Annotated in this window: 15 protein-coding genes; 12 read left to right on the top strand and 3 right to left on the bottom strand. The window is 63.4% G+C overall.

Annotated features, from left to right (window positions below; translation table 11 throughout):
- Positions 1 to 18: 18 nt before the first annotated feature.
- Positions 19 to 1,065: a hypothetical protein gene (locus LAN70_00765; GenBank protein MBZ5509679.1), complete on the bottom strand. Its 1,047-nt coding sequence runs from the start codon at positions 1,063 to 1,065 to the stop codon at positions 19 to 21.
- A gap of 490 nt (positions 1,066 to 1,555) precedes the next feature.
- On the opposite strand from LAN70_00765, the gene LAN70_00760 reads away from it, so the two are divergent.
- The 7 genes from LAN70_00760 to LAN70_00730 all read left to right on the top strand — a co-directional run bounded on the left by LAN70_00760 (position 1,556) and on the right by LAN70_00730 (position 16,255).
- Entirely contained in the window at positions 1,556 to 3,901 is a 2,346-nt protein-coding gene (locus LAN70_00760; GenBank protein MBZ5509678.1) for a hypothetical protein, read from the top strand.
- The gene (locus tag LAN70_00755) at positions 3,898 to 6,306 is read left to right on the top strand and encodes an adenylate/guanylate cyclase domain-containing protein (protein MBZ5509677.1); all 2,409 of its coding nucleotides are present in this window, start codon (positions 3,898 to 3,900) and stop codon (positions 6,304 to 6,306) included. Before LAN70_00760 ends, LAN70_00755 begins: the two co-directional genes overlap by 4 nt.
- 148 nt (positions 6,307 to 6,454) lie before the next feature.
- On the top strand, positions 6,455 to 13,081 hold the full coding sequence (locus LAN70_00750; protein MBZ5509676.1) for a FecR domain-containing protein: 6,627 nt from the start codon (positions 6,455 to 6,457) through the stop codon (positions 13,079 to 13,081).
- A 116-nt stretch (positions 13,082 to 13,197) separates the two neighbouring features.
- The gene (locus LAN70_00745) at positions 13,198 to 13,761 is read left to right on the top strand and encodes a hypothetical protein (GenBank protein ID MBZ5509675.1); all 564 of its coding nucleotides are present in this window, start codon (positions 13,198 to 13,200) and stop codon (positions 13,759 to 13,761) included.
- A gap of 159 nt (positions 13,762 to 13,920) precedes the next feature.
- Positions 13,921 to 14,358: an NUDIX hydrolase gene (locus LAN70_00740; protein MBZ5509674.1), complete on the top strand. Its 438-nt coding sequence runs from the start codon at positions 13,921 to 13,923 to the stop codon at positions 14,356 to 14,358.
- 603 nt (positions 14,359 to 14,961) lie between these two features.
- Positions 14,962 to 15,693 carry a ZIP family metal transporter gene (locus LAN70_00735; protein MBZ5509673.1) on the top strand — a complete coding sequence of 244 codons (732 nt, stop codon included), beginning with the start codon at positions 14,962 to 14,964 and terminating at the stop codon, positions 15,691 to 15,693.
- A 127-nt stretch (positions 15,694 to 15,820) separates the two neighbouring features.
- Positions 15,821 to 16,255 (top strand): hypothetical protein, encoded by a 435-nt coding sequence (locus tag LAN70_00730; protein MBZ5509672.1) that lies wholly within the window; start codon positions 15,821 to 15,823, stop codon positions 16,253 to 16,255.
- A gap of 39 nt (positions 16,256 to 16,294) precedes the next feature.
- Here the strand turns inward: LAN70_00730 and LAN70_00725 are convergent, their stop codons facing one another.
- Positions 16,295 to 17,509: a VWA domain-containing protein gene (locus LAN70_00725; GenBank protein ID MBZ5509671.1), complete on the bottom strand. Its 1,215-nt coding sequence runs from the start codon at positions 17,507 to 17,509 to the stop codon at positions 16,295 to 16,297.
- Positions 17,510 to 17,713: 204 nt separating this feature from the next.
- Here LAN70_00725 and LAN70_00720 point away from each other — a divergent pair, with 204 nt between their 5' ends.
- The 5 genes from LAN70_00720 (at position 17,714) to LAN70_00700 (ending at position 24,366) form a co-directional block, all read left to right on the top strand.
- Entirely contained in the window at positions 17,714 to 19,522 is a 1,809-nt protein-coding gene (locus tag LAN70_00720) for a SpoIVB peptidase S55 (GenBank protein MBZ5509670.1), read from the top strand.
- A 418-nt stretch (positions 19,523 to 19,940) separates the two neighbouring features.
- Positions 19,941 to 20,675 carry a Crp/Fnr family transcriptional regulator gene (locus tag LAN70_00715; GenBank protein ID MBZ5509669.1) on the top strand — a complete coding sequence of 245 codons (735 nt, stop codon included), beginning with the start codon at positions 19,941 to 19,943 and terminating at the stop codon, positions 20,673 to 20,675.
- A 27-nt stretch (positions 20,676 to 20,702) separates the two neighbouring features.
- Positions 20,703 to 21,119, top strand: a complete 417-nt coding sequence (locus tag LAN70_00710) for a hypothetical protein (protein MBZ5509668.1) — start codon at positions 20,703 to 20,705, stop codon at positions 21,117 to 21,119.
- Between the two features lie 205 nt (positions 21,120 to 21,324).
- The gene (locus LAN70_00705; GenBank protein MBZ5509667.1) at positions 21,325 to 23,655 is read left to right on the top strand and encodes a hypothetical protein; all 2,331 of its coding nucleotides are present in this window, start codon (positions 21,325 to 21,327) and stop codon (positions 23,653 to 23,655) included.
- A 138-nt stretch (positions 23,656 to 23,793) separates the two neighbouring features.
- Positions 23,794 to 24,366, top strand: a complete 573-nt coding sequence (locus LAN70_00700; GenBank protein ID MBZ5509666.1) for an isoprenylcysteine carboxylmethyltransferase family protein — start codon at positions 23,794 to 23,796, stop codon at positions 24,364 to 24,366.
- A gap of 40 nt (positions 24,367 to 24,406) precedes the next feature.
- Here the strand turns inward: LAN70_00700 and LAN70_00695 are convergent, their stop codons facing one another.
- Positions 24,407 to 24,892 (bottom strand): hypothetical protein, encoded by a 486-nt coding sequence (locus LAN70_00695; protein ID MBZ5509665.1) that lies wholly within the window; start codon positions 24,890 to 24,892, stop codon positions 24,407 to 24,409.
- Between the last annotated feature and the right edge of the window lie 88 nt (positions 24,893 to 24,980).

The raw sequence follows: 24,980 nt of genomic DNA, 5'->3' as shown, positions 1-24,980 counted from the left end.
CAGATGTGAAGCACCGGCTCACTCCACCCAGTCGGCGATGAAGACGTTGGTTTCGTGGGGGCGGCTGGCGTTGCGGTTGGAGGAGAAGACGAGCTTCTTGCCGTCGGGGCTGAACATGGGGAAGCCGTCGAAGGCGGGACTGTAGGTGATGCGCTCCAGGTTGGAGCCGTCCACGTTGACGGCGAAAAGCTCGAAGTTGCCCATGCCGCCGCCATCCACCAGGTTGGAGCTGAAGATGATGCGCTTGCCGTCGGGAAAAAAATAAGGCGCGAAGTTGGCGGCGGAGTTGTGCGTGATCTGGCGCTTCTGGCTGCCGTCGGCGCGCATGACCCAGAGGTTGAGGCGCGTGGGGCGAATCAGGTTCTGCTTCAGCAAGTCCTGATAATCGGCAATCTCTTCCTTGGTTTCCGGGTGATAGGCGCGATAGACGATCCACTTGCCATCGCGCGACCAGAACGGGCCGCCGTCGTAGCCAAGTTCGTGGGTAAGCTGGCGGACGTGGGTGCCGTCGCTGTTCATCACGTAAATATCCAAGTCGCCGTTGCGGGTGGAAGTGAAGGCGATCCTGCGTCCATCCGGGGAGATGGTGGATTCGGCGTTGTAGCCCCGGTTGTGGGTGAGGGCGTGGGGAGCGCTGCCGTCGGGGTTGGCGACGTAGATTTCGTAAGTGGGATAGATGGCCCAGCGGTAGCCCTTGGACCAATCGGGCGGCGGCGGACATTCGGGCGCGGCGGCGTGGGTGGAGGAGTAGAGGATGTGCTTGCCGTCGGGGAAGAAGTAGGCGCAGGTGGTGCGGCCGCGGCCGGTGGAAACCATGTGGGCGTCGGAGCCGTCGGTGTTCATGGTGAAGATCTGGTCGCATTTCAGGTCGCCGCGGCGGGACTGAAAGATGAGCTTGGAGCCGTCGGAATTGAAGTAGGCTTCGGCGTTTTCGCCGCCGAAGGTCAATTGGCGGAGGTTGCGCAGGTGCTTTTCTTCCGGCGTGCGCAGGTCTTGCGGGGAAGGCGACTGGGCGAGCAGGGCGGCAGATAGTAAGAGCGTGAGGACGGTCGCAGTTCTTAGCATGAGAGTGAAGACTTAATGTACGAAAAGAAGGGGCCGCTGGCTAGGGCTTCGCTGATCGGATGATCTGGCGATCGGGTGACTCCTTGGCCACTTGAAGGGTGTGCGGCAATAAACCGGTCGAGAGTGACCGGCCCACATCGGTGCAATGCCGGCATTATACGCCCCGCCGGCGGGGAGAATTGGGCCAAAATACCCATCTGCCCTAGTCCCAAAGCGAGAGATTTTCAGGTGTCAGATTAGGGACTTTCCCGGCAACAAATAATTGACTTCGAGTGGTTTTGTTGTAGTATCCGGGAGCTAATCGCTTTTAAAGAAAGTAAAGGCTGGCCGGATGGAAGTAGTCTGAAACTGGACACTTCCGTCGGATATCCTCCCCCCAACACGAATTTTGCAATCGCTCCGCGACGCTGCTCTGCTACGTCCGGAGTGGGAGCGTAGGTGTCCGATGCGATTGTTCCGATTGCCCTGTTGCGTCCTGGCGCTAGCCGTGATGGCCGCCGTTCCAACCTCCTCCGCCCAGACTGGGAACCAGCAGAACGCGCCCGCGCCGACTGCCGGCCAAGCGCCGGCCAACCCGATCCAGGACGCGACCCAATCCACCTCGCTGACCCAGCAGAACCAGCAACAACAACAGCAGCAGCAGGCCGAAGCGGCGAAGGGCAAGCCGTCCAGCTTCGACATCGGAGCGGCCGGCGCCGGGCAGCAGGACCAGGAGCTGGGCGAAGTGCGGCTGATGACGCGCCATAGCGAAATCAACAGCGGCAGCTCGCAGGGACTGGAGCGCTCCTTCCACAACGAAGGCGAGAACGACCTGGCCGAATTCAATTTTTTCCTGGACAAGAAATTTTTCAGCACCGGACACCGGTACCAGTTCCTGACCATGTACCGCGGGACCGACGATTCCAGCATTGACCCGGAGCGCAACAGCGCTCAGAAGGGCTACCTGCGGATCTACGGGCCGCGCGACGAGTACATCTTCGGCGACGCGCTGGTGAATTACTCGCGGTTGACCTTTAACCAGAACATCAAGGGCGCGAGCGCGTCGTGGAAGCTGGCGAAAAAATGGAAGCTGTCGGCCACCGGCGGCGTGTTCGTCGACCGCTGGGGGTCGCTGTTCAAGGACCAGCGGCTCGATTTGCAGGGGTATGCGATTAATCCCCTAACCGGCCTGAGAACGCCATTCCTGCTGGATGCGAACGGCAATCCGGTGCTGGATGCCGGGGGAAACCCGATCCGGCTGGTGTCGGGGTGCCAACCGACGGTCTATAACCCCACGCCGAACAATTTCGTGCCGTTGAACGATCCGCTGTGCGGCCGGCCATTCACCGCGGCGGTGAGCGGGGCGCGGCTGGAGTATGCGTTCGCGCGCGACTCCGTGGTCGGTTTCAACTGGGCCTCGAGCAACGACCTGGGGGACACACGGGCGCCGCTGGCGCCCAATACTCCGCAGCCGTTTCCGTCGCCGCTGCCCGCCGGCAACAAGGTCGGATCCATCGACTTCAAGTACCAGCTCGGCCGCTTGCGGATGGACGGCGAGTTCGCGTACTCGGCGACCAATTTCGATACGCGGGCGACGCCTTGCGGTGGCGACTCGACTCTGGCGCCGACCAACCCGGCGATCAACCCGACGCCTTGCGATTCGCGCGTTCCGACCGCGGGCGAAGGCGTGCAGGGCGACTGGGGCGCACGGCTGGACGCGACCTATCGCTGGCACAAATTCAACTTCCGCTCGTCCTACGTGCGCTACCAGCCGAATTTCGCCTCCATCAACGCGCGCCAGATCGCAGACTTGCAGGATTTCCTGTTCCGCGTGTCGTACGACCTGCTGCCGTGGCTGACCATGGACGGCACGATGCGGCGCAACAACAACAACCTGAAACAGCAGTTGCCGTATGAAACGACGATCCTGGGGCCGGAAGCGCGGCTCATATTCCATGACCTGTCGTTCTACCGGCGCGCCTCGCTGGAGGTGGGCTACCGCCACCGGATCATTGACGGATCGGCGGCGACCCTGCCGCTGGACGCCACCACCGGGCTGCCCACGCTGACCGCCAATTGCGTTTCCCACAGCGACGGCAAAGGCCAGGTTTGCATTGACCGCATTTTGCGCCAGCCCTACGCCGAGTTGACGCTGCCGATCCACACCACATTCCTGACCTTGGGCTACGAGCGCCGGCAGTCGATCGACTTGATGAAGGCGGGCGCGACCGACAATACCAACAATACCAACCGGGTCTACATGTCGCTGCGCGGCATTTACGACTTCGGCGGCTGGCACGTGAGTCCCAACTTCCGCTACGAACTGGAGCGCCAGAGCCACCGGCTGGATTGGGACACTTTCCTGATGCCGACGACGCCAACCACCTACGTCAATCCGCTCCAGTTGCTGTTCCTGGACTACGACAGCAACCGCCTGGGCACGGCGAGCCTGCTGGTAGAAGCGCCGAAGTGGTTCATCCTGGAGGCGCAATTCCGTGACACCTCGGCGACCATCACCGTCCCGGCTTTCATCGACGTTTGCCTTCCCGGTCAAGTGCAGAAGGTCGGGACGCCGCCCGCCTGTCCCGCCGGCCTGACCCCAAGCCAGCAAGTGGTGAATGGCGCCAGCGGCTACAGCCGTCCGTCGTATCGCGTGGCGCTGACGTACAAGCTGCTGAACGACGAAAACAAAGTGCTGATCTTCTCCTTCGAGCGCAACAGCAACTTCTACTTCGGCGCGCCGAGTGGAACCGATTACGTCGGCATTCCGCCGGGCGGTGCGCCCAATCCGCTGAACTTCGACGAGCGGATTGCGGGCGTGACCTTCGTCTACAAGTTCGGGAAGCACGGCAGATGAATTCGGTCCTGAAAAAGATTGGCGAGACGTGGGGGAAGTTTGCCGACCTGGTCGGAAGGGTGCCGGCCAAGCGGGTGGACATGGGCATTGCCGCGGCGGTGACGCTGCTGGCGATGGTGGTGTATGTGCTGGTGGCGATTACGGCGCAGACGCGGGCGTTGTTCGGGTTCCTGGACACCATGGAGCTGCGTTCGCTGGATGCGCGCTACAAGACGCGCGGGCCGCGGCACAGTTGCACGGGACAGGCGGCCAGCCGCGATTGCATTGACGACCGGATCGTCATCATTGGGCTGGACGAAAAGACGCTGCAAAAGGTGGGGTCCTACCCCATCGCGCGCAATTACTACGCCAAGGCGGTGGACCAACTGACGGCAGGCGGGGCGCGGGTCATCGGATTCGACTTTGACTTCCCCACGCCGGAGAAGAACTCGGCGGTCGAGAAGCTGAAGGAACTGGAGAGCCAGGTGAGCGGCTCGGTGTCGCCGGCGGTGCTGGAGAAGATCCGCGAGATCGAGCGCACCAGCGATAACGACGCGATTCTGGCGGACTCGATGAAGCGCGCCGGCAACGTGGTGCTCGGACACATCTTCCTGGGCGAGGATCGCGCCAAGCAAATTGATGCCAAGGCGTCGGAGGATTACTACAACGTGCTTTGGGGGCACCCGTTTCCGCAGATGCAAAAGCTGACCGGGAACTTCGACCTGGGCAAGGCGTGGTTCGATCCGGTGGCCGGTCATGAAGGCGGCGTGGGCTACGGGATCGAGTCCAACATCCGCATCCTGGCGGAGGCGGCGCGGTCGTACGGGTTCTTCAACTACGGCCCGGAACGCGACGGCATTTACCGGCGCGCCCCCGCCCTGATCCGGTACCAAGATCGCGAATGGTTTCCGTCGCTGCCCATTGAGATGCTCAAGGTCTACGAGAACATCAAGGACCAAAGCGAAGTGGCCTACATGGGGTCGAACGGGCTGGAGCGGATGGAAGTGGGGCCACACTCTTTTTTCACCCAGCCGGATGGCAGCTTTCTGATCAACTTTGCCGGCCCGTTCAAGACCTATCCGCACTACTCCATGGCCGACGTGATGGACGGCACGGTGCCACCGCCGAGGTTCAAGGGCAAGATCGTGATCCTGGGAGCGACCGCGCTGGGCATCGGCGACTTGCGTCCCATGCCGTTCCAGACCACCGACTACATGGGAGTCGAGCTGCACGCCAATGTGCTCGACAACCTGCTGAACAACGACATTCCCGGGCGCGGATTCCTGAAGCGGGGGATTTACGAAGAAAGTATCGACATCGTTTTCATCCTCCTCTTCGGCGTCGGGATGGGGTACCTGTTCGCGCGCCTGCAGCCGCTGTACTCGACCTTTTCCGTGATCGCCGCCCTGGTCGCCTTTTACGGCATCACGTATTTCGCCTTTACCCACTACGGGATGTGGCTGTATTTCGTGATTCCCGCCGGCGCGCTGGTGGTGAACTACGGCGCCATCACCAGCTTCCGCATGGTGTTTGAAGAACGCGAAAAGCGGAAGGTGCGGAAGATGTTGAGCAGCTACGTCTCGCCGGGCGTCATCCATCTGATCGAGCAGGACCCCAAGAAATATTTCAAGACGGGCGGGGAGTCGAAGGAGCTGACCATCATGTTCAGCGATATCCGCTCCTTCACCACCATTTCCGAAGGCCTGACGCCGGATGCGCTGGTGACGCTGCTGAACGAGTACCTGGGCGAGATGACCGACATCCTGTTCACCCGCTGGGGCACGTTGGACAAGTACATCGGTGACGCGCTGATGGCGTTCTGGGGGTCGCCGTTTCCGCAGGACGACCACTCGGTGCGCGCCTGCCATGCCGCGCTCGACATGAGCAAGCGGCTGGAAGAGCTGAACCTGAAGTGGGAAGTGGAAGGGAAGAAGCCGCTGTCCATCGGTATCGGGATCAACACCGGGACGGTGAACGTGGGCAACATGGGGTCGAGCCGGCGGTTCGCATGGACGGTGATGGGCGACCCGGTGAACCTGGCTTCGCGCCTGGAAGGGCAGAACAAGGAGTACCACACGGCGCGCATCATCAGCGAGTTCACCTATGCGCAGGTGAAAGACCACTACGTTTGCCGCGATCTGGATCGGATCCGGGTAAAGGGCAAGCTGAAGCCGGTGAAGATCTACGAGCTGATGGACTTCGGCAAGAATGCCGAAAAACACCGCGACCTGCTGACGCGCTGGCACGACGCGCAGGACGCGTTCTACCGCATGGCGTGGGATGAGGCGGTGCAGAAGTTCGAAGCATTGCTGGGCAACTATCCCGATGACGGACCGACGGAGACGTTCCTGAAGAGGGCTTACGACTACTACAAGGAACCCCCGGCGGCGGGCTGGGACGGCGTGTACGTGGCCAAGACCAAGTGACGGCAGGGTACCGTCATCTTGAGCGAGCGGCCCCAAGGCCGCGAGCTGCGCGATAGGGTGGTTACGAAGGTAATTATCGGGGGGAGTGCCCGTTGTTAGACGATTCTGCGATAGCCCGAACCAGGTGGCGTAGAAGGGCAGGAAGAAAATGACGAAGCAACGACTGCTGCTCGGGGTTGTCATGACCGTTCTGTTGGCGGGGTTGGTAGTGCCCGCGCACGCCGCCCCGGCGCCAAAAACACCGGCCCCCAAAGTGGGACAGAAGGCGGGCGCCATCAGCGCGCTGCTGCCGGTCGCCACCATCACTCGCGGGACGGGCAAGGCTGCGGTGACCAACGAGGCGAAGAAGGGTGACGACCTGGTCTGGAACGACCTGGTGAAGACGCTGAAGGGCGGGCGCGCCCGCATCACGCTGACCGACCAATCCATCCTGTCGCTGGGGTCGCAGTCGGAATTGAAGATCGTCAAGCACGACGACCGGTCGCAGCAAACGGCGCTGCAACTCTACGGCGGACGGATGCGGGCGGAAGTGGCCAAGATCACGCGCCAGGGCGGCAGCTTCGAACTGCGTACGCCCACGGCGGTCGCCGGCGTCATCGGCACCGACTTCGGCTCCGACGCCTCCAGCGTCGGGACCACAGTATTCTTGTGCATTTCCGGCATTACCCAGATTTCCAGCAGCGATCCCAGTATCCAAGGCTCGGTGCAGTGCGCGGCGGGATTGACCACCAGCGTCACCGCCGGCAAGCCGCCGACCATCCCGACCAATGCCACGCCGCAGCAGATCCAGCAACTGATTCAGGATACGGAACCGGCGAACATCACCGCTATGTCGCCGACCTCGGCGATGCCGGGCACGACGTTTGATGCCGCCATCGGTGGAACCAAGCTGGCCGCGGTGAACGCGGTGAGCGTGACCGGATCGGGCGTGACGGTGTCGTTGTCGGGCGCGCCCACAGACACAGCGGTGACGGTCCACATGGTGATCGCCGCCAATGCAGCCCCGGGGCCGCGCACCCTTACGCTGACCAAGCCGAGCGGGGCGGCCTCGGCCGCCGTCTTTACCATTTTGGTTCCGCCCACAGCCGCGGGCTCGGGGGACCTGAAGAAACCCTACCACGACCTGTTCGACCAGGAGCGACAAACCAACAAGGCAGGACTGACGGCGCTCGTCGCATCAGTGCAGCAGGCGGTGAACCAGACACTGCAGCAGTTGCAGTCCGCCAACCAGGGCAACGTGGTGGACCTGTCGCCCGCGACGAACAATTTGAACCAGCAGGTTGCCACCATCCAGAACTCCATCAACCAGGCGGGCGGGCAGGTGGACCAGGCGGTGACGAGCGCGCTGGCGACCTTTGATTCGCAGTACCAGTTGGCATGGAACGCGCTGCTACAGCGCAATCCCGCGGGAGTGCCCGACGACACGTTCAACCAGGCGCTGCAAGCCGCGTACAACCAGGTGAACGCCAGCCTGGGCCTGGCATTCGCGAACATTGCCGGCAGCCTGAACACCAACGTGCAAGCCGCGACGGGCACGGTCACGCAGTTGGGGCAGACGTGGATGACGACGATCGCCAACGCTGCCATCGCGGCCCCGACACCGGCCGCGAACAATACCGAGTTTTCCGCCTTCCTGGGCGCGGCCTTCGGTTCAGGAAGCGTTACGGCCCCGGATGCGAGCCGGTCGAAGGGCAACAACGGCGCGTCCATCGTGCGCTACCAGTGGGTGCTGTGCGATTCCGGGTACCGTCCGGCGCAATTTGGCGTGCCCATTCCGGCGAATGCGACCGGCTGCAATCCGCTGGCGGGCTATGCGTCCACCAGTTCGGACTTCCAGTTCCCGACCTGTAACCTGACCGCGGCCGACTACATTGCGCGCGTCACCGTGACCGACACCAACAACCAGCAAGCGGCCATGGACGTGAAGGTCCACGTGCTGGCCTCGACCTATGACGACCCCACCACGCGCGTGCTGAACCTGGCCGCGGCGTTCGGCACGCTGCAGGTGACCCAATTCCTCTCGTTCTTCGACCAGACCGCGTTCTCGGGCTACAACTCACTAGAGCAAAACGTGCGCAGCACCTTCCCGGTGCTGGCGTCGATGAACATCAACCCGCGCGTGTCGCAGGCCAACATCTCGTGCAACGACGTGACGGTGCGCGCCGACTGGGTGCAGAATTACACCTTCAAGGCCAACCCCAACATCCCATTCAGCCAGGGCGAGCAGCTTTCCATCCGCATGAGCCGCGCGCCGGGGAAGGGCTGGTACATCACCGACTTCCAGGGCGATAACGGAACGGTGCAAGGGCAATTGCCGGGTCCGGCGGTGACCACGAATCCGCTACCCGATTTGCAGGTCACCTCGGTGTACGCCACCTATACCGGCGGCAGCTCCGCGGCGGCGCAGGTCGTGCCGCCCGGACCGCAGTCCTTCACCGCAGTGGTGGCTAACACCGGCGGCGCCGACTTGAGCGCGGCCACCATCGTCCGCTTCACCCTGCTGGACAGCAATAACACCGCGCTGACGACCACCGATGTTGGCCTGCCACTGCCGCTGACGGCTGGCAGCACGCAGAACCTGACCGCATTGCTGACCGTTCCCGGCACGCTGGCGCTGGGCTCGCCCTTGCTGGTGCAGGCGACGGTGAATCCGACCTGCACGGTGGCGGAGGCGCTCTGCGACGCCGCCAACACGTCGGCGCAGCCGCTCACCCTGGGTACGCCGGTGCACCTGACCCAGACCGCCACGCCGAATTTGTCGTCCGGCGGGGCGGCGGCAGTGCTGACGGTGACCGTGGATGGCCCAGGAACCTTCGCGCTGGTGCTGCCGACGGGCATCATCGGGTGCGCGCCCGCCCCGTGCGCTCCCTCGGCGGAGAACGCCAGTCCGATCGCGCAAACCGTGACCTCCGCTACGGGCGGCACCTTGAGCTGGGACCTGCAAGCGGGGTTCACGGCTTTGACCGGGCCCGCGCTCACCACCAACATCACCTTTCTGGGCTTCAACTTCCCGGTGAACTATGCCGTGACCGGGCAGACTAATTATGTGGTCCAGAGCGTTTCGTTCGCCGGGCATACGCCGCCCTTTACGGGTGCGCAGGGTGTCCAGGTGGGCGAGACCCTGGTCATCAATGCGGTGGTGGCCAACGTCGGCAACGTAAGCCAAGTGGGACAGATCACGGTGGCTGCGAGTTGCAGCGGCGGTCCGGCCGGGAACACAGCGTGCAACGGTGGCGGTGGCGGCACCGGGAATCCGACCACAACGATTGCGGCGCCGGCGGCAGGAACCACGACTACGGCAACCATGATCGCCACCACCAACAATTTCCTGCCGGGCACGTATTTGGGCATGGTGGCCTTGACGACCACGCTGGCGCAAAGCTCCACGGCCGACGACTCGCTGACCCTGCCGTTCGAAGCGGTGGACTTCAACCTCTCGATCGTGGTACCCCCTGGCTTCCTGGAAACGCAACCGGGCGGCGGGGCCGCCGCGGCAGCGACTGCGCCGACGCAGAATGTGCTGCTGGGCGGCACGGCGCAGATCAGCGTGAATTTGGACGAGACCGGCAATCCAACGGCGTTCCCGCTGCTGGTGACTGCGACGACCGACAATACTGCCGTTACGATCACGCCGCCCTCGTTCACAGGGCCGGGCTCCGCGAGCACAGCCACGAGCGGGTCGCCGAGCGGCGCGGTGCCGGTCACGGCGGTGTACAGCGCCACCAATCACGGAGTAACCAAGAACGCCACCCAGGTGCTGAACTATGTGACGGCCTCGGTGACGCCGACCAATCTGTTCCTCAACGGTCCCAGCGACCCGCTGAAATTGCAGATGGGGCAGACAAGTTTGACGTGCGTCATTACCGCAGGCCAGCCGCCCGCCGGTTGTCCGGCAAACCCCGATATCACACTGACCGTCAGCTCAACGCCCAGCTTTGCCGGCGCCGCCGGCAATGCCGCGACCGTGACGCCGCCAGCACCGACCGCGGGCTTTACCGCGACGGTAACGCCAACCACCGTGACGCAAGGTGGAACGTTTGACTTGCGGGTTGCAGCGGCGATCGGCGCTAATACGTCCACGGTGACGGCATTGCCGGTAGTGGTGACGCTGCCCAACAGCAATCCCCCGGCGAATGTGACCTACACGTTGTATGTGCAAGCGATAGGCGTTCCCGACCTGCAGGTGGTGAGCGCCACCCCGGCACGCACGCTGAGTACGGCTACGCCCTGGCTATCGGGCGAGGGGCTCGACTTTACCGTCGTGGTGAGGAATGGCGGCAACACCGCCAGCGCGGGCAATGAAACTCTCACCATCAATTTGAATGGGTACCAGGTGGACTCGGGCGGCAGGGGGCCTGCCGTGAAAGTTCCTTCGCTTGGGCCCAACACCAGCACCAACATCGTGGTCCACGCGATCGCACCCGACGTGGGTGTGGGGGCATTGTCCAGCGGCACACTGGTCACCAAGGTGGCCGCAGACACGGCGGGCGACCTGAATTACGCCGATAACAGCCTGACGCAGGGCGTGGCAGTCTCCAACTGGCGCCTGGGAGTGAGCAACCCCGGCGCGTCCGACGCCACACCGTTGGTTGTGACCATCACCTCGGGCGGACCCTCGTGGTCGAACCAGGCGTTAGTGGCTGGCACGATTGACAGTGGCGGCACGACCGCCCTGACCTTCATTCCATCGCCGGGCGTAGTCGGCAGCAAGCTGGCGATCACGGGCTTCGCCCCCGGGACATCACCGGACAGCTTTTTCGCGACGGTCACGGTCAGCGACACGACGACGCAAAGCGGGTTGTACCCGGCGCAGGTGCTCGTGCAGTTGATGGATGGCGGTGCGGTGACGGCGCAGCGGCAGGCGACGATTCACGTGCAGGTGAACAACACATTCATCGCCGCGCCGAGTTATCCGCTGGCGGTCCAGTGCACGCACAACGGTGCGAGTTGCGTGGCGGGATCGGCGCCTGCTGTGCCCATCCAGGTCAATGGCGCATTGACCGAGCTCTACATCGCAACCGTGGTGCCCGTGTCGTGCACGCCGACCGAAGGTGTGACGTGCCAGGGCACGGCGGACATCGTGATCACGGACGGGACGAATACCTCAACCACGCCGCCGCAGGCAAAAGGACAGCCGTTCAACTCCGGCGCGGTGTTCCAGGTAACGGCGAACCAGGATGCGAACGGCAACATCACCACCGGCGCGGCCAGCGGGTACAGCATTACCATCAACGGCATCCAGCGGTCGCTGACGACCTCGCCGGATCCGGTCGGGCAGACGGTCGGTGTTCCGGTGAACGTGGGCGACATCATCATCACGACCAATGCGGGCGCGAACGGCTGCACGGCGGTGGCGCCCAACGGTCCGCCGGTTCCGTTGACCGTGAACTGGGCCATCGCGAGCATGGGCGGCTTCAACGTGCCGACTATCGCCTGGGAATGGGAGGATGCCAACCACGTTCCGGTGGGTGCGGCCCCGTTGAGCTTCACCAATCCGAGCGGAACCAGTTCAGGCGCGCCGAATTACAGCAACCCACCGGTATTCAACCTGACCAACACCCCCGCTCTCAACGTCCCGCCCCCGGATGGATTGCTGCTGTACTTTTTCGCAGCGACGGTCACCAATGGGACCTCCAGTGCGACCAAGTACTTCCCGTTTTATTTCGACGCGTCGCTGAGCCAGAATTTCTGCGGCGCAGCCGCTTCGGCTCGCGGGGGCTTCACGCGGATTAACGGCTCGTGGAACCGGAGCGCGGGCGGCGGCGGCGCCATCCCGCTGGGGAAGCGCCTGGCAACCGGCGCGGTCCCGCTCAGCGGGATGGACTTGCACGTGAGCGCCGCGGACGTTTCCTACACGCCGTCCCTACCCAAGTTCGGCGACACCGTCCAGGTTCGTTTCCGGGTGCGCAATGACGGCACCGCGGACGCGAAGGGCGTCCCCATCGCGCTGCAGGTGAACGGCGTCACGGTGGCAAGCGACACGTTTGACGTCGGCGCGGGCCGTAGCGCGCTCGGCGGACTGCAGTGGAACTCGTCCCGCTCAGCGGGAATGCCGGTGGCCGCGGGCACACGGCCGGCGGCATTACGTCCGGCGAGAATCGGCGCACGAACCGGCGGCGGCCCGCTGAATGACACCGGCGGTGGCAGTGGGGACCGGCCCGCCGGCCTGACGCGCGTCTCCGCGCTGCTGGTCATTGATCCGCAGCACACGGTGCCGCAAAAGACGACGCTCGACAAATCGGCTCCGCTGGCGCACTTCACCATGAGCAGCGGTCCCGCTCAGCGGGATGCCGCCGGCGGCGTGGCCGCGGGCCCGTCGCAGCGCGTGCTGCTGGAAATTCAGGAGGGCGCCTGCGCCGGAATGCGGCTTTCGACGGGGAGCGTCGGCCCATGCGGCACTGCCGACCTGGAGCTGACCGTCGCCGATATCGCCAAGGGGATCTACATGCTGAGCGCCGACTCCGGCGTGGCCGACCTGGGTGCGGCGTTTGGCGGCGTTGCCCCGGACAGCGCGCGCGCCAGTTCGGAACTGGCGGGAGTCGCCGGCCACAGCTACTCAGTGCAGTTGAGCGGCGGGCGCACGGCGGTGATCACCATTGACTCCATCCGCAACCCGGGGCAGTTGGATGCCGCGACGCGTGCCCTGTTCCGCAATAGCGCGGTCCTCGTCATGCGCAGCCTCGGTTCCGCCTCCGGAGCCGCGGCGACCGGTGATCTTGCCGGCGGCGTGCGCGGCGCCACCGTGTTCGTGCAGTTGAGCGTGCAGGTGCAGTAAGCACCCGCGAGGCAGAACGGGTCCCCGGCTGCCGCGCGCAGCCGGGGCTTTCCATTCCGGCGCAAGCAAGCAGCCGGAGTAGAATGAGCAGCATCTCAGGAATGAGAGGATCTCGTATGCGCAGGCTTGTGCTCACGATCGCAACCCTTTGCCTCTTCAGCTTCAGTAGCTTCAGTTTGTGCCTGGCCGCCGCGCAGCAGGCCCCGGATTCCTCCTCGCCGCCGCAGGAACAGCCCAAGAAAGACAGCGACAAGGACAAGGACAAGAAAGACAAGAAGAAGAAAGATAAGGCCAAGTCCCAGGACCCGTACGACAGCGCCGTGTTTTCGCAAGCGGTGGCCAACAGCGTGCTGAATGATCTGCGCGACGGACTGGAAGGCCACAGCCAGCGCCTGGTACTGTCGGCGTTCGACCAGGACAAAATGGAGGGTTACCTTTCCTTCGAGGACCAGATCGAGGCGATGATGCAGCGCTACGACTCGTTCCGCGTGCATTTCCGCATCTCGCAAAGCACCATTGAAGGACCCAACGGCGTGGTGCTGGCGGACTTCGAGATGGAAGAGATTCCGCGTGCCGGGGGAGCGCCCATCCGCCGCAACGGCCAGGTGAAATTCGAAATGGAACGCGGACGCAAGGGATGGAAGATTGTGGACTTCAATCCGCGGGGATTCTTGTCGTAGCTGTCAGCTGTCAGCTATCAGCTATCAGCTTTCAGCTTTCAGTCAGCGCGCGGCGTCAGCCGCGCGTTCTTTCTTGCAGAATCATGTCGCTGCCGACAGGTGCACACTCTGGTAGGCTTTGTTCCGGCTGATAGCTGATAGCTGAGAGTTGAGAGCTGCATGAAACGTGATTATCCCGACCGCCCTCTCGTCGGTGTTGGCGCGGTCATCGTACAGGACGGCCGCGCGGTGATCGTCGAGCGCTCCACCGAGCCGCTGAAAGGGCAGTGGTCCATCCCCGGCGGCGCGCTGGAGCTCGGCGAAACCCTGCGTCAGTGCGCCGCGCGCGAGGCGCTGGAGGAAACCGGGCTGCAGGTGGAAGCGGTGGACGTGCTGGATGTGTTTGACAGCATTTATCGCGATCCGGACGGCCGCACGCGCTATCACTACGTGCTGATTGATTTCTTCTGCCGCGTGGTGGGCGGCGAGTTGAAGGCCGGCGGGGATGCGGCGCAGGCGCGCTGGATGGCGCGCGAGGAGCTGGGGAATTTCGCTATCACCGAAACCGCGCAGAAGGTGATCCGGAAGGCGCTGGAGAGGCAAGGGGGTTGCGAGTAGCCCGAGTTTTTGGTTCGCCAGGACGGTCGGTAGTCGTTGGTCGTTAGTCGTTCGCAATTTCTAATGGCGATCGGCCAACGACCATCGACGCTTTTCCAAACAAAACGACCCGCGGCTCGATTGCGGCACGCGGGTCGCCGGTAATCTGTTGGGATTGGCCTGAGGCGGTCACTCTAATCTGCCCGGCACGACTTGCGGCCTGGGCGACTGCGACCTGCTTGCCTCCGGGACTCCAGCACTGACTCTGGAGTGGCGTTGGGCCAAACACACCGGAACTTGAGGTTGGTTTAGAGCGAACCGCTCTAAGCCTCAGACACCTCACTGCGGTTTTGTATATGACTGTCAATCATGTTGACCTGGACCACCTCCTTTCTCAGTGTAGGGGCAGATTAATACAGCTCGCGGAAGACGGTCAAATTCAGCTTTTCCGCCGTTCATTACTGTCCGGGTGCTGCTTTCCCAGGTTCCGCCGCGGAATTCGCTTGATTTTGGAAAACGAGTACTGAGTACTGAGTACCGAGTACTGAGTGCGGCGACACCGTGGATTTGTGAACTCGGTACTCGGTACTTGGTCCTCGGTACTGTTATCCTGCTTCCTTCCCCATGAGCCCCGTTTCCCTTAGCGTGCTGCTCGGGCTGACCGCCGCCGCCGCCAACGTGGTCGGCGGCGCCGTCATTGTGCACAGGCAGTGGCACCAGAACTATCTGAAGTATTTCGTGGCGCTCGGCGCAGGATTCATGCTGGCCACGGCGCTGGTGGAAATGGTGCCCGCCAGCGTGCGCCTGCGCGGCAATGACGCCGGCTTTCTGGTGCTGGTGGGGTACCTGATCGTCCATTTTTTTGAGCACACGGTGTCGCCGCATTTTCATTTCGGCGAGGAGACGCACGAAGACGAGTTCGTGCAGAAACATAAGTCCTGGTCGGTGCTGCTGGGGCTGATCATCCACACTTTTTTCGACGGGATCGCCATCGCCTCCGGCTTCCTGCTTTCCACCTGGCTGGGATGGATCGTCTTCATGGCGGTGTTCCTGCACAAGATTCCGGAAGGCTTCACGGTGGCGTCGGTGATGCTGGCCAGCGGCCGCAGCCGCGCCATGGCGTGGGGGTCGTCGGTCCTGCTGGGCGGGGCGACCCTGCTGGGCGTGCTGACGATGGTGATCACGCGCCAGGCGGTCAGCGTCGGGCTGCCGGTCTCGGCCGGAGTCACCATCTACGTGGCCGCCTCGGACCTGATCCCGGAGGTCAATCGCGAGCCGGGGATCAAGATGGCGCTGGTGGTCTTCTTCGGCGTCGGGTTTCTGTTCCTCATGGACCGCCTTTTCCACATGCACTAGCCTGCGTCGCGGTGAAGCGGTTGAGGTACAATCCGCTCTCGTGGCCACGTCCAGCAATGCGTCTGAGTGTTGCGGTGCTTCTCTCGACGAGGAGAGAGGCGCGCCTCTACAGCGGTTGCGGCTGTCGATGCTGACACGCAATCTTTGGCCGATTGCCGGCGCGGTGGGCCTGGTGATGTTCGTTGCCAGCGTGGGCTTCGACTTTGTCCTGCTGAGGCACCAGGAAACGCCGGCGGCCGTCGTGATCTCCAACGGGCTGGTCGCTTTGCTGGCGGCCATGCTGGTGTTCACGCTGCTGGCCTATGGCCGCCGGCAGCGGCGGCTCATCATGGAACGCATGGAAGCACTCAACGAAGTGAACCACCACATCCGCAACGCGCTCCAGGCGCTGGTCTTCACCGAGGGCGCGCTCAAAGGCACGAAGGAAGGCGCCATCGTCAGCGAGTCCATTCAGCGCATCCAGTGGGCGCTGCTGGAAGTTCTGCCGAAGGTCGAACCCACCTACGAGCCACTCCAGGGCAGCGCACGCCAGGCGGACGCCTTGCGCCGCGACCTCGGCTAGCGCCGGCAGCTTCAGCGCGGGCGCTGCACTAACCCCTAACTATTCGACCTGGTGCTTGGCCGTGTAGCCCTCGCGGGCGATGACCTGGAACTTCAGGTCTTTCCCCTTCTGATCGCGCACGTGGAACGGGCCGCCGTCGGGCGCGACAACCTCGACCTTCAGTTTGCGATAGGTGCCGTCCAGCTTCGAGTTGGCGGGGTGATAGGCCAGCACGTACTGGTTGCGGATGTTGGCGCCGATGTCGCGGAAAATTTCCGGCAGTTCGCCTTGGAAGCGCGGTTTGAACCAGCGGCCGCCGGTCATCCTGGCGAAGGTGTTCATCTGGTTGTCGGCCTGCAAGAAGTCAATGCTGGAGCTGACGCTGCACGGCATGATGCCGGGTCCGCGTCCGCCGCCGACAGCATCCGCCCAGATGCGCAGCGCCTCGCCGGTGCTGATGGTGAAGATGGTGACGTTGGGCGTGTCCTTGACCTTCTTCAGCACTTTGTCGTAGGTCATGCGGCTGAAGGTGTCGCAGCCGCTGGCCACCAGCACGATGTACTTGCGGCCTTCGATGCCCTCCACCCGGTCGAGCGTGTCGTAGAGCGCGTCGAACACGTTGGTCTCGCTGAAGCCCGGAATGCGCAGGCTGCTGATCGCCGCCATGACCTGGCGCTTGTCCTGGGTGAAGTCGGCGACAATCGTGGGCCTCATGTCGAAGGAGACCACCGCGATCCAGTCCTCGGGTTTGAGCGTCTGGGCGAACACATAGGAGGCGTTGAGCGCGTCGTAAACGAACCGGTAGTAGCGGGCGGCGAATTCCACCACCAGCACGGCCGTGATCGGCGCCTTGGAAACCTCAAACTTGGTGATCCTCTGCGGCACGCCGTCTTCCAGCACGCGGAAGTTGCCTTCCCTCAGGCCGGGGATGAACTGGCCGTCCTTGGTGGTGACCAGTACCGGCACCTGGACAAGCGAGGTGTCCACCTTGATGGAATACTCGGGCATTCCCTCGATTTTTTTTGCCGGCTGCGGCTTGGGCTCCGGCGGCGCTTCCCCTTTCTTGGGAATGGCCATGGGACCGATGTCACCCTGCGGCCCGCCCGCCTCAGCCGGCGCGGGTTGCGAGGGCTTGCCCTCCGGCGGCGGAGGCGGCGCCTGTTGGGCGAGGGCCGGCCCGACCAGCATGACGGTGAACGTGGCAACGAGAAGGATGGCTACCACGGCCGGGCGAACCCGCGTGGCGCCGGTACTAAGGTGTTTCAGATACAACATGGGGAATTCCCTTCGGACTCTCAATACGCTAGTATAGATGCGTAACGCCGCTTTTTCACTGCGCGCGATTTGAATTCGTCCCCCTCCACGCAGAGGATCGCGGTCCCGCAACTCTCGCCTCCCAGGCGGGTTTGCGGAAAGGATGGACCGGCTGCGGGCGAGTCCGGGGTGGCAGGATGAACGCTTGCGGTCAAACCAGGTGGTATGAAAAAAGTTGTGCTCTCGTGGCTCCTCTCCTACGTGCTCGTCCTGATGATTACGCCGCTCGCGCTGTGCGCCGAGACGCCCGCGGCCACCGCCAAGGTGAAGACGCCAATCCTGCCGCTGTCTGAGGTCAAGGCCGGCATGCATGGCGTCGCCTACACCGTATTCGAAGGCGTCACGCCGGAGCCGATGGATGTGGAAATCCTCGGCGTGCTGCGCAATGTCAACGGCCCCAAGGGCGACATCATCCTGGTTCGCTTGCATGGCAAGAAGGTTGAGTACACGGGCGTGGTCGCCGGCATGAGCGGCAGCCCGGTGTACGTGGACGGCAAGCTGGTGGGCGCGCTTGCGTTCCGCATCGGCGAATTCTCCAAGGAGCCGATCGCCGGCGTGACCCCGATCGGCGCCATGCTGGAGATCAACGCGCTCGACAAGACTCCTGCGGCCGACGCGCAATCGGCACCGCCGGCCGCCACCACCGAGACCACGCGCACCAGCAACCCGGGCGCGGCGAACGGGATTGCGGGCGTCGCCGACCTGCTGCGGCCGATCGAGACGCCGCTGGTGTTCAGCGGATTCACGCAAGATGCGGTCAACCGTTTTGCGCCGCAATTCGCCGCCGCCGGCATCGTGCCCGTCATGGGCGCCGGTTCCGTGTCGGATGAAAAGCAGCCGGAGCCGATCGAGCCCGGCTCGGCGGTCAGCGCCATCCTGGTGCGCGGCGACGTGAATATCGCCGCCACCTGCACCGTCACCTACATGGATGCGCAGCGCCTGCTGGCCTGCGGCCATCCGCTGCTGCAATTCGGCCTGGTGGACATGCCCATGGCCAAGGCGCGCGTGCTGGCCACCCTGCCCTCGCCGCTCAACGCGTTCAAGATCGTCAATACCACCGAAGCGATCGGCGCTTTCGTGCAGGACCGCCACACCGGAATCCTGGGGCGCTTCGACAAGCAGCCGGAGATGATTCCGGTGACGCTGACCATTCATGGCGCCAACCAACCCAAGCAGTTCCATTACGAGGTGCTGAACAACAGCCGGCTGACCCCGGTGGCGATCATGGCTACGGTGTTCAGCTCGCTGCAGGGCGTGAATGAAGCGGGCGAAGACGTCACCTATCGGATGAACGGCAGCATCAGCGTGAACCGCTACCCGGAAGTTCACCTGCAGAACATGTATGCGCCGTCGGACGCAGGGCTGCCGACGGCCTTCGCTGCCGCCATCTCGCTGGGCGAGCGTTTCGGGCGCATCTACCAGAACCCGTACGACAAGCCGAAGATCAAGGGCGTCGAACTCGACTTCGACATCGTTCGCGAGCGCCGCTCCGCGCAACTGGAAAGCGCGCGCACCGACGTGACCGAGGCGCGGCCGGGGGACGAGATTGTGGTCGAGTCCGTGCTTCGTCCTTATCGCGGCGAGCGCATCGTGCGCCAGGTTCCGGTGAAGATCCCGACCTCAACCCCCAAAGGAACGCTGCGCATCCTGATCAGCGACGGCAATACGCTGGACCGCATGCGCAACATCGGCGTCGCATTCGGCCGCCGCATGGACCTGGCGTCCACCATCGCGCTGCTCAACAAGGAACACTCCAACGACCGGCTGTATGTCTCGCTGCTGGAGGCCAACCCGCAGGCTATGGTGGAAGACAAAGTCATGCCTACCATGCCGCTGTCGGTGATGACCGTGATGGAAGGCATGCGCGGCACGCAGGACATGGTGGTGGTGGGCGAGTCGTCGGTGAACGAATCCTCGACGCCGCTGGACTACGTGGTTTCGGGCGCGCAGATTATCACCGTCAATGTGAAGTAGGCTGTAAGCTTCAGGCTTCAGGCGCTGAGGCAGTCTTTCCGGCTACCACTCGCAATTGAGAACTCGTCCCCCCTGCGCTATTTCACCCATAAAGCCCCAGCGAAGTGCGCTTACGCTCACAGGAACGTGTGATGCCGCGCACAGCTCCCCGGCGCGACATCTGTAAGTCATTGATTCTAAAGACTAAGATTTAGACATGAGCGGCTGGGCGGTTTGGCCGCGGTCGTGCTTTTGCATTCCCTGGAAACAGGTCTCGAAGGTTTCGAGGAGGCAGGCAAGCCTCCGAGGAAGGGAAGCAATGTCTACCTACCGCACACCGTACAACCTTCAGCCGAGCGAATCCTGTGATCACTGTGGCGCTCACTCAGCCGGGTTCTTCTGCCAGTTGCCGCCGGCGACGCTGAAGAGGCTGGAGGCAATGTCATTCGTGACCTCGTACCCGCAGGGCGCCGTGCTGTTCGTGGAAGGACAGGCACCGCGGGGGGTGTACATGATCTGCCGCGGCGAGGCCAAGCTGTCGGTGGTCTCGCAGGACGGACGCACGCTGATCCTGAAGATTGCCGGTCCGGGCGAGGTCCTGGGCCTGAGCGCGTGCGTCATGAACAAGGGCTACGAAGCGACGGTGGAGACTCTGAGCCCGTGCCAGGTGAACTTCATCCGCCAGGATGATTTTCTCCGCTTCATCCGCGAGGACTCGGAAGCCTGCCTGGGCGCCGCCCACCAGATCAGCCGGCAGTACAACAATGCCTGCCGCGAACTGCGCTGGGTGGGCCTGTCGCGCTCGGCCGACTGGAGGCTGGCGAGCCTGCTGATCGGCTGGTGCGAAGATCACGCCGAAGGTAACGTTACCAACGGGACGCCGGCCTTCAAACTCACGTTGACCCATGAAGAGATTGCGCAGATGATCGGCACGACTCGCGAGACCGTGACGCGCGCCATGGCACGATTCAAGAAGCAGAAGCTGATCGAAGTCCGCGGCGCGACGCTGGTGTTGCGGAACCAGTCGGCGCTGCAGGAGATCGCCGGAAGGGCCGAACCGGTCGCGACGCACGATCGCACCGCGCTCCTTGGGGCCGGAAAAGAACCTCGGGAGCGACTAGATTCTCCTTTTCGGGTTTTGAAGGAAAAACAGGCAGCTTGCGCGGTCGTTTAACGCTCAGGTTTGGCCTAGGAGGCTCCGATGAGCCGGGTCCAAAATTACAAATGCGAAGTCTGCGGGATCGAGGAGCGCGATCATAGCCAGTGGCTTCTGGTCAGTGACCAACCCCGCGCGCGGCACATTGACATTCTCAAGTGGAACGACAAGCTCGCCGAGCAGCCGGGCATTTGCCACCTGTGCTGCACCCAGCATTTGCATGTGCTGGTCGGCTCCTGGATGATGCCCGACCTCGGCATCCCGGAGACGCCGGGAGAACGAGACGCGGCCGGCGATGAGGGCTCGTCCCTCCTGGGTGAATTGAATCTCGACCGCGCCTGCCTGAGCAGCGGCCTCAATACCGATCGCGATTCGATGATGTCGGTGCTGGAAGCGGTGGAAATCGTTCTGCAAAGCTCCCAGTTCCAGGAAGAGGACCAGGCCCCGGTTTACGACGCCTGAGTGTTTCCCCTCCTCCCAGCCCCTGCGCGAATAGCAGGGGCTTTTTAATTGCAGTGGCCAGGGAGAGCGTCTATCGGTCTTTCGGTGATTCAGCCCATGATTGCTGCTCTGAGTATCGATCACGGATAACGGCGACCGATTGACCGAGAGACCGACAGACCTTCCGCTGTGTTACGCTGTTGGCAATTCCCTCTTAGGATTCGTGATGCGAAAGCTGTACTTGCCGCTTTGCTTGCTTCTTCTCTCCATTCTTGTGTTAGCCGAAGGCACCCGCACCTGGGAACAGAGCAAGTTTGACGAACTGGAGAAGGGCACGGCGAAGGGAGTAGCCATGCGCAGCGAAGGCGGCCTGGAACTGGCGCCCTCGCTAAAGCCGATTTTCACCACCCCATCAACCTATGTGTGGGCGATCGCCGGAGACGCGCAGGGCAACATCTACGCGGCTGCGGGCGCGCCTGCTCGGGTGTATCGCGTGACGCCCTCCGGCCAGGCCAGCATCATCTTTCAGCCGCAAGAACTGCAGGTGCAGGCATTGGTGGTGGATGCGAGCGGGGCGATCTACGCCGCCACCTCGCCCGACGGGAAGGTGTACAAGATTGTGCACGGCGCAGCGCCGGGCGCCCAGGCGGCACCGGACTCCAACGCCGCCGCCGCGCCGCCGCAGGCAGCGAAGCTTCCGCTGGACCCGAGCTACACCTCCGCGGTCTTCTTCGATCCGAAAACCAAGTACATCTGGGACCTGGCCCAGGACGCGCAGGGGCGAATCTATGTCGCCACCGGCGACCAGGGGCAGATTTTCCGAGTCGAGAAAACGGGCGAACATGCGCTGTTTTTCAAGAGCGACGAAGCCCACATCCGCGTCCTGCATTTCGATCCGCGGGGCAACTTGATTGCCGGCTCCGACGGAAGCGGACTGGTCTACCGCATTTCGCCGTCCGGCGAGGCGTTCGTTCTCTATAGCGCGCCGAAAAAAGAGATCACCGCGCTCGACATCGACCCGGCCGGCAACATCTATGCCGCGGGTGTCGGGGAAAAGCGCGTGGGAACGCCGCCGCCCCAAGTTATAGCCGTACCAACACCAGCGCCCACCATCACGGTTACGGCGGGCGCGCCTGCGGGCGCGGTGCAGGCTGCACCGGCGCCGATTGCGATGACCATTCCGTTGCCGGCATTCGGGGCAACCGGCGGATCCGAGGTCTACCAGATCGCCCCCGACGGCTCGCCGCGCCGCATTTGGAGTTCGCGGGAAGACGTGGTCTATGCGCTCGCCTTCGATCAGCGCGGGCAGTTGCTGGCCGGCACCGGCAACAAGGGACGCGTGTACGTCATCCGGGATGTGGGCAGCTTCACCGACCTGGTGAAGGCCAGCGCCACCCAGGTGACCGCGCTGGCGCAGGCGCCCAACGGCGGGGTGTACGCGGCCACCAGCAATCTGGGAAAGATCTTCACTCTCGGGGCGGCGCCCGATGCCGACGGCACCTACGAGAGCGACGTCTTCGACGGCCGCATCTTCTCGCTCTGGGGACGCGCCGAAGTCCGCGGCAGCGGCGCTTTCGACGTTTACGCCCGCAGCGGCAACGTGGACAATCCCGACCGCAATTGGAGCCCGTGGAAGAAAATCGATTTCGCGGCGGGCGCCGCGCTCGACGTCCCGCCGGCGCGGTTCGTGCAGTGGAAGGCGGTGCTGCACCCGGGCAAGCCCACCCCCTCCATCAGCAGCGTGCTCATCAATTACCTGCCCAAAAACGTGGCGCCGGTGATTGACGAGGTGTACGTGCAAACCGGCGCGCGCTTCCAGTCGATGCCCAAGCCGAGCGTCGAAAATGTTTCCGTCGGCGGCACTCCCGGGCCGCGATTCGAGGCGCAGGCGCCGGCGGTGCGCGACCGCGGATCCATGGCCGTGCGCTGGACCGCCCACGACGAGAACGACGACGAGCTGGTCTATTCCGTCTACTATCGCGGCGACAACGAAACCCAGTGGAAGCTGCTGAAGGACAACATCACCGACAAGTTTTATTCCTTTGACGCCGCGCTGCTGCCCGACGGCGGCTACACCATGCGCGTGGCCGCTTCCGATGCGCCTTCGCATTCGCCGGAAGAGGCGCTGAACTCGGCGAAGGAAAGCCAGCGCTTTGAGATTGATACCACGCCGCCGCAGGTGGTGAACCTGAACGCCGCCTTCGACAACCATGCGCTGCACATCACCTTCCGCGCCATGGACGGCTTCTCCACCATCAAGCGCGCGGAGTACTCGATTGACGCCGGCGAGTGGCAGTACGTCGAACCCGTCGGCCGGCTCTCCGATTACCGCGTCGAGAACTATGATTTTCTGGCCGCGATTCCCGGCGACCCGGCGAAAACCGTCGCGGAGAGCGTGTCTGGAGAACCGGTTCGACCGAAGCCGGGCCGCCGCGCCGCCGGAGAAGGGGATGGGGCGGCCTCGACCGGCCCGAAGCAGGAGCATGTCATCGTAGTGCGCGTCTACGATCGCTTCGAGAACATGGGCTCGGCGAAGTTCGTAGTACGCGGGCGGTAGATCCCAAGGCTCGCGGAAAGCGCGACGACAAGTCGACCACGGATTTCCACGGATGCACGCGGATAAGAAATCAAGAATTCTGATCCGTGTGTATCCGTGGTGATCCGTGGCTAATCCTGGGTGGCGTTGATTCGCGGAATGTCCATTCTCTACACCGCCGCGTGGGTGATCTCCATCATCTACGCGACCGTTCCTTGTTATTGGCTGCTGGTCCACCCGCACATTGAATTCTGGCGCGCGCGCAAGGTCCGGCTTCGCACCATCGGACTGATGTGGAAGGGGCTGTGGGTTCTCGCCGGCGCGATCACGTGGCGCTGGCGGCTGGTGACGCTGTACACCACGCCTTGGACATGGATTCCCGCGGGCGCCCTAATCTTCGCCGGGTTCTGGATCTACTCACGCGCGCGCCGTGAATTCACCTTGGACCAGGTGCTGGGCCGGCCTGAACTCGAGCCGGAAAAGCACGAGCAGCGCCTCAACACCAGCGGCATTCGCGCCCACGTCCGCCATCCCTACTACCTCGGTCATATGTGCGAATTGCTCGGCTGGGCCGTCGGAACCGGCTTGGCGGTGCTGTACGCGCTGCTTATCTTTGCCGTGATCACCGGTGCGCTGATGATCGCCGCCGAAGAACGGGAATTGGAATCGCGCTTCGGCCAGGCCTACCGTGACTACAAGCAGCGCGTCCCTGGCATCCTGCCGCGTTTCTAACCGCGGCGTTCCTGGCTGAAACTGAAACTCGAAACTGAAACTATTTCTGTGACGTGTACTCGCCGCTGCAGTCATCGAGAAACGTGCCGTCAGGTTGCGGATGGAGTTTGCAGATTCCCTTGCCCCTGAACCCCTTGTAACTGCCCGTGCCACCGCTGACCTCCCAGACATCTTCGCCGGAGGTGAAAGTGCCGTTGTTCAGCACGCCTTCGCCGTGGTGCCGGTAGTAGAGCTTATCGCCGTTGCTCATGGTCTCGGTGAACACGCCGTGCCACTGGGTGCGCGTGCCGGTGGTTTCGCTGAAGACGACGTCCTCACCGGCGACCTTCTTCGCCACGCCAATATTGCCCGGCTTGGGATAAGTGCAGCTGTTATGCGAAATGCTGTAGACGTGCCCCGGCGCGTCGCCGACCGGGATGGCGTACTGCCGATCCGGCTGCCCGCATTTGATCTGCTCGGTCATCTTCTGCGCCGCTGCTGCGGCGGCGAACAGCAGCACACAAGCAAGCACAAGCCGACTGCGCATGATGTAACCTCCGAATGCGATTCGCGAATTCCTGGCCGTGATATCGTACGCGTACTTTACCGCGCCGGCCTCAAAACCTTCAGGAACG

The organism is Terriglobia bacterium (genome assembly GCA_020072845.1).
Classification (GTDB): domain Bacteria; phylum Acidobacteriota; class Terriglobia; order Terriglobales; family Acidobacteriaceae; genus JAIQGF01.
This window is presented reverse-complemented; position numbering and strand designations above follow the sequence as displayed.

Coding starts and splice junctions, on each gene's coding strand:
- LAN70_00765 (MBZ5509679.1), bottom strand. CDS start 1,065: ATGCTAAGAACTGCGACCGTCCTCACGCTCTTACTATCTGCCGCCCTG.
- LAN70_00760 (MBZ5509678.1), top strand. CDS start 1,556: ATGGCCGCCGTTCCAACCTCCTCCGCCCAGACTGGGAACCAGCAGAAC.
- LAN70_00755 (MBZ5509677.1), top strand. CDS start 3,898: ATGAATTCGGTCCTGAAAAAGATTGGCGAGACGTGGGGGAAGTTTGCC.
- LAN70_00750 (MBZ5509676.1), top strand. CDS start 6,455: ATGACGAAGCAACGACTGCTGCTCGGGGTTGTCATGACCGTTCTGTTG.
- LAN70_00745 (MBZ5509675.1), top strand. CDS start 13,198: ATGCGCAGGCTTGTGCTCACGATCGCAACCCTTTGCCTCTTCAGCTTC.
- LAN70_00740 (MBZ5509674.1), top strand. CDS start 13,921: ATGAAACGTGATTATCCCGACCGCCCTCTCGTCGGTGTTGGCGCGGTC.
- LAN70_00735 (MBZ5509673.1), top strand. CDS start 14,962: ATGAGCCCCGTTTCCCTTAGCGTGCTGCTCGGGCTGACCGCCGCCGCC.
- LAN70_00730 (MBZ5509672.1), top strand. CDS start 15,821: ATGCTGACACGCAATCTTTGGCCGATTGCCGGCGCGGTGGGCCTGGTG.
- LAN70_00725 (MBZ5509671.1), bottom strand. CDS start 17,509: ATGTTGTATCTGAAACACCTTAGTACCGGCGCCACGCGGGTTCGCCCG.
- LAN70_00720 (MBZ5509670.1), top strand. CDS start 17,714: ATGAAAAAAGTTGTGCTCTCGTGGCTCCTCTCCTACGTGCTCGTCCTG.
- LAN70_00715 (MBZ5509669.1), top strand. CDS start 19,941: ATGTCATTCGTGACCTCGTACCCGCAGGGCGCCGTGCTGTTCGTGGAA.
- LAN70_00710 (MBZ5509668.1), top strand. CDS start 20,703: ATGAGCCGGGTCCAAAATTACAAATGCGAAGTCTGCGGGATCGAGGAG.
- LAN70_00705 (MBZ5509667.1), top strand. CDS start 21,325: ATGCGAAAGCTGTACTTGCCGCTTTGCTTGCTTCTTCTCTCCATTCTT.
- LAN70_00700 (MBZ5509666.1), top strand. CDS start 23,794: ATGTCCATTCTCTACACCGCCGCGTGGGTGATCTCCATCATCTACGCG.
- LAN70_00695 (MBZ5509665.1), bottom strand. CDS start 24,892: ATGCGCAGTCGGCTTGTGCTTGCTTGTGTGCTGCTGTTCGCCGCCGCA.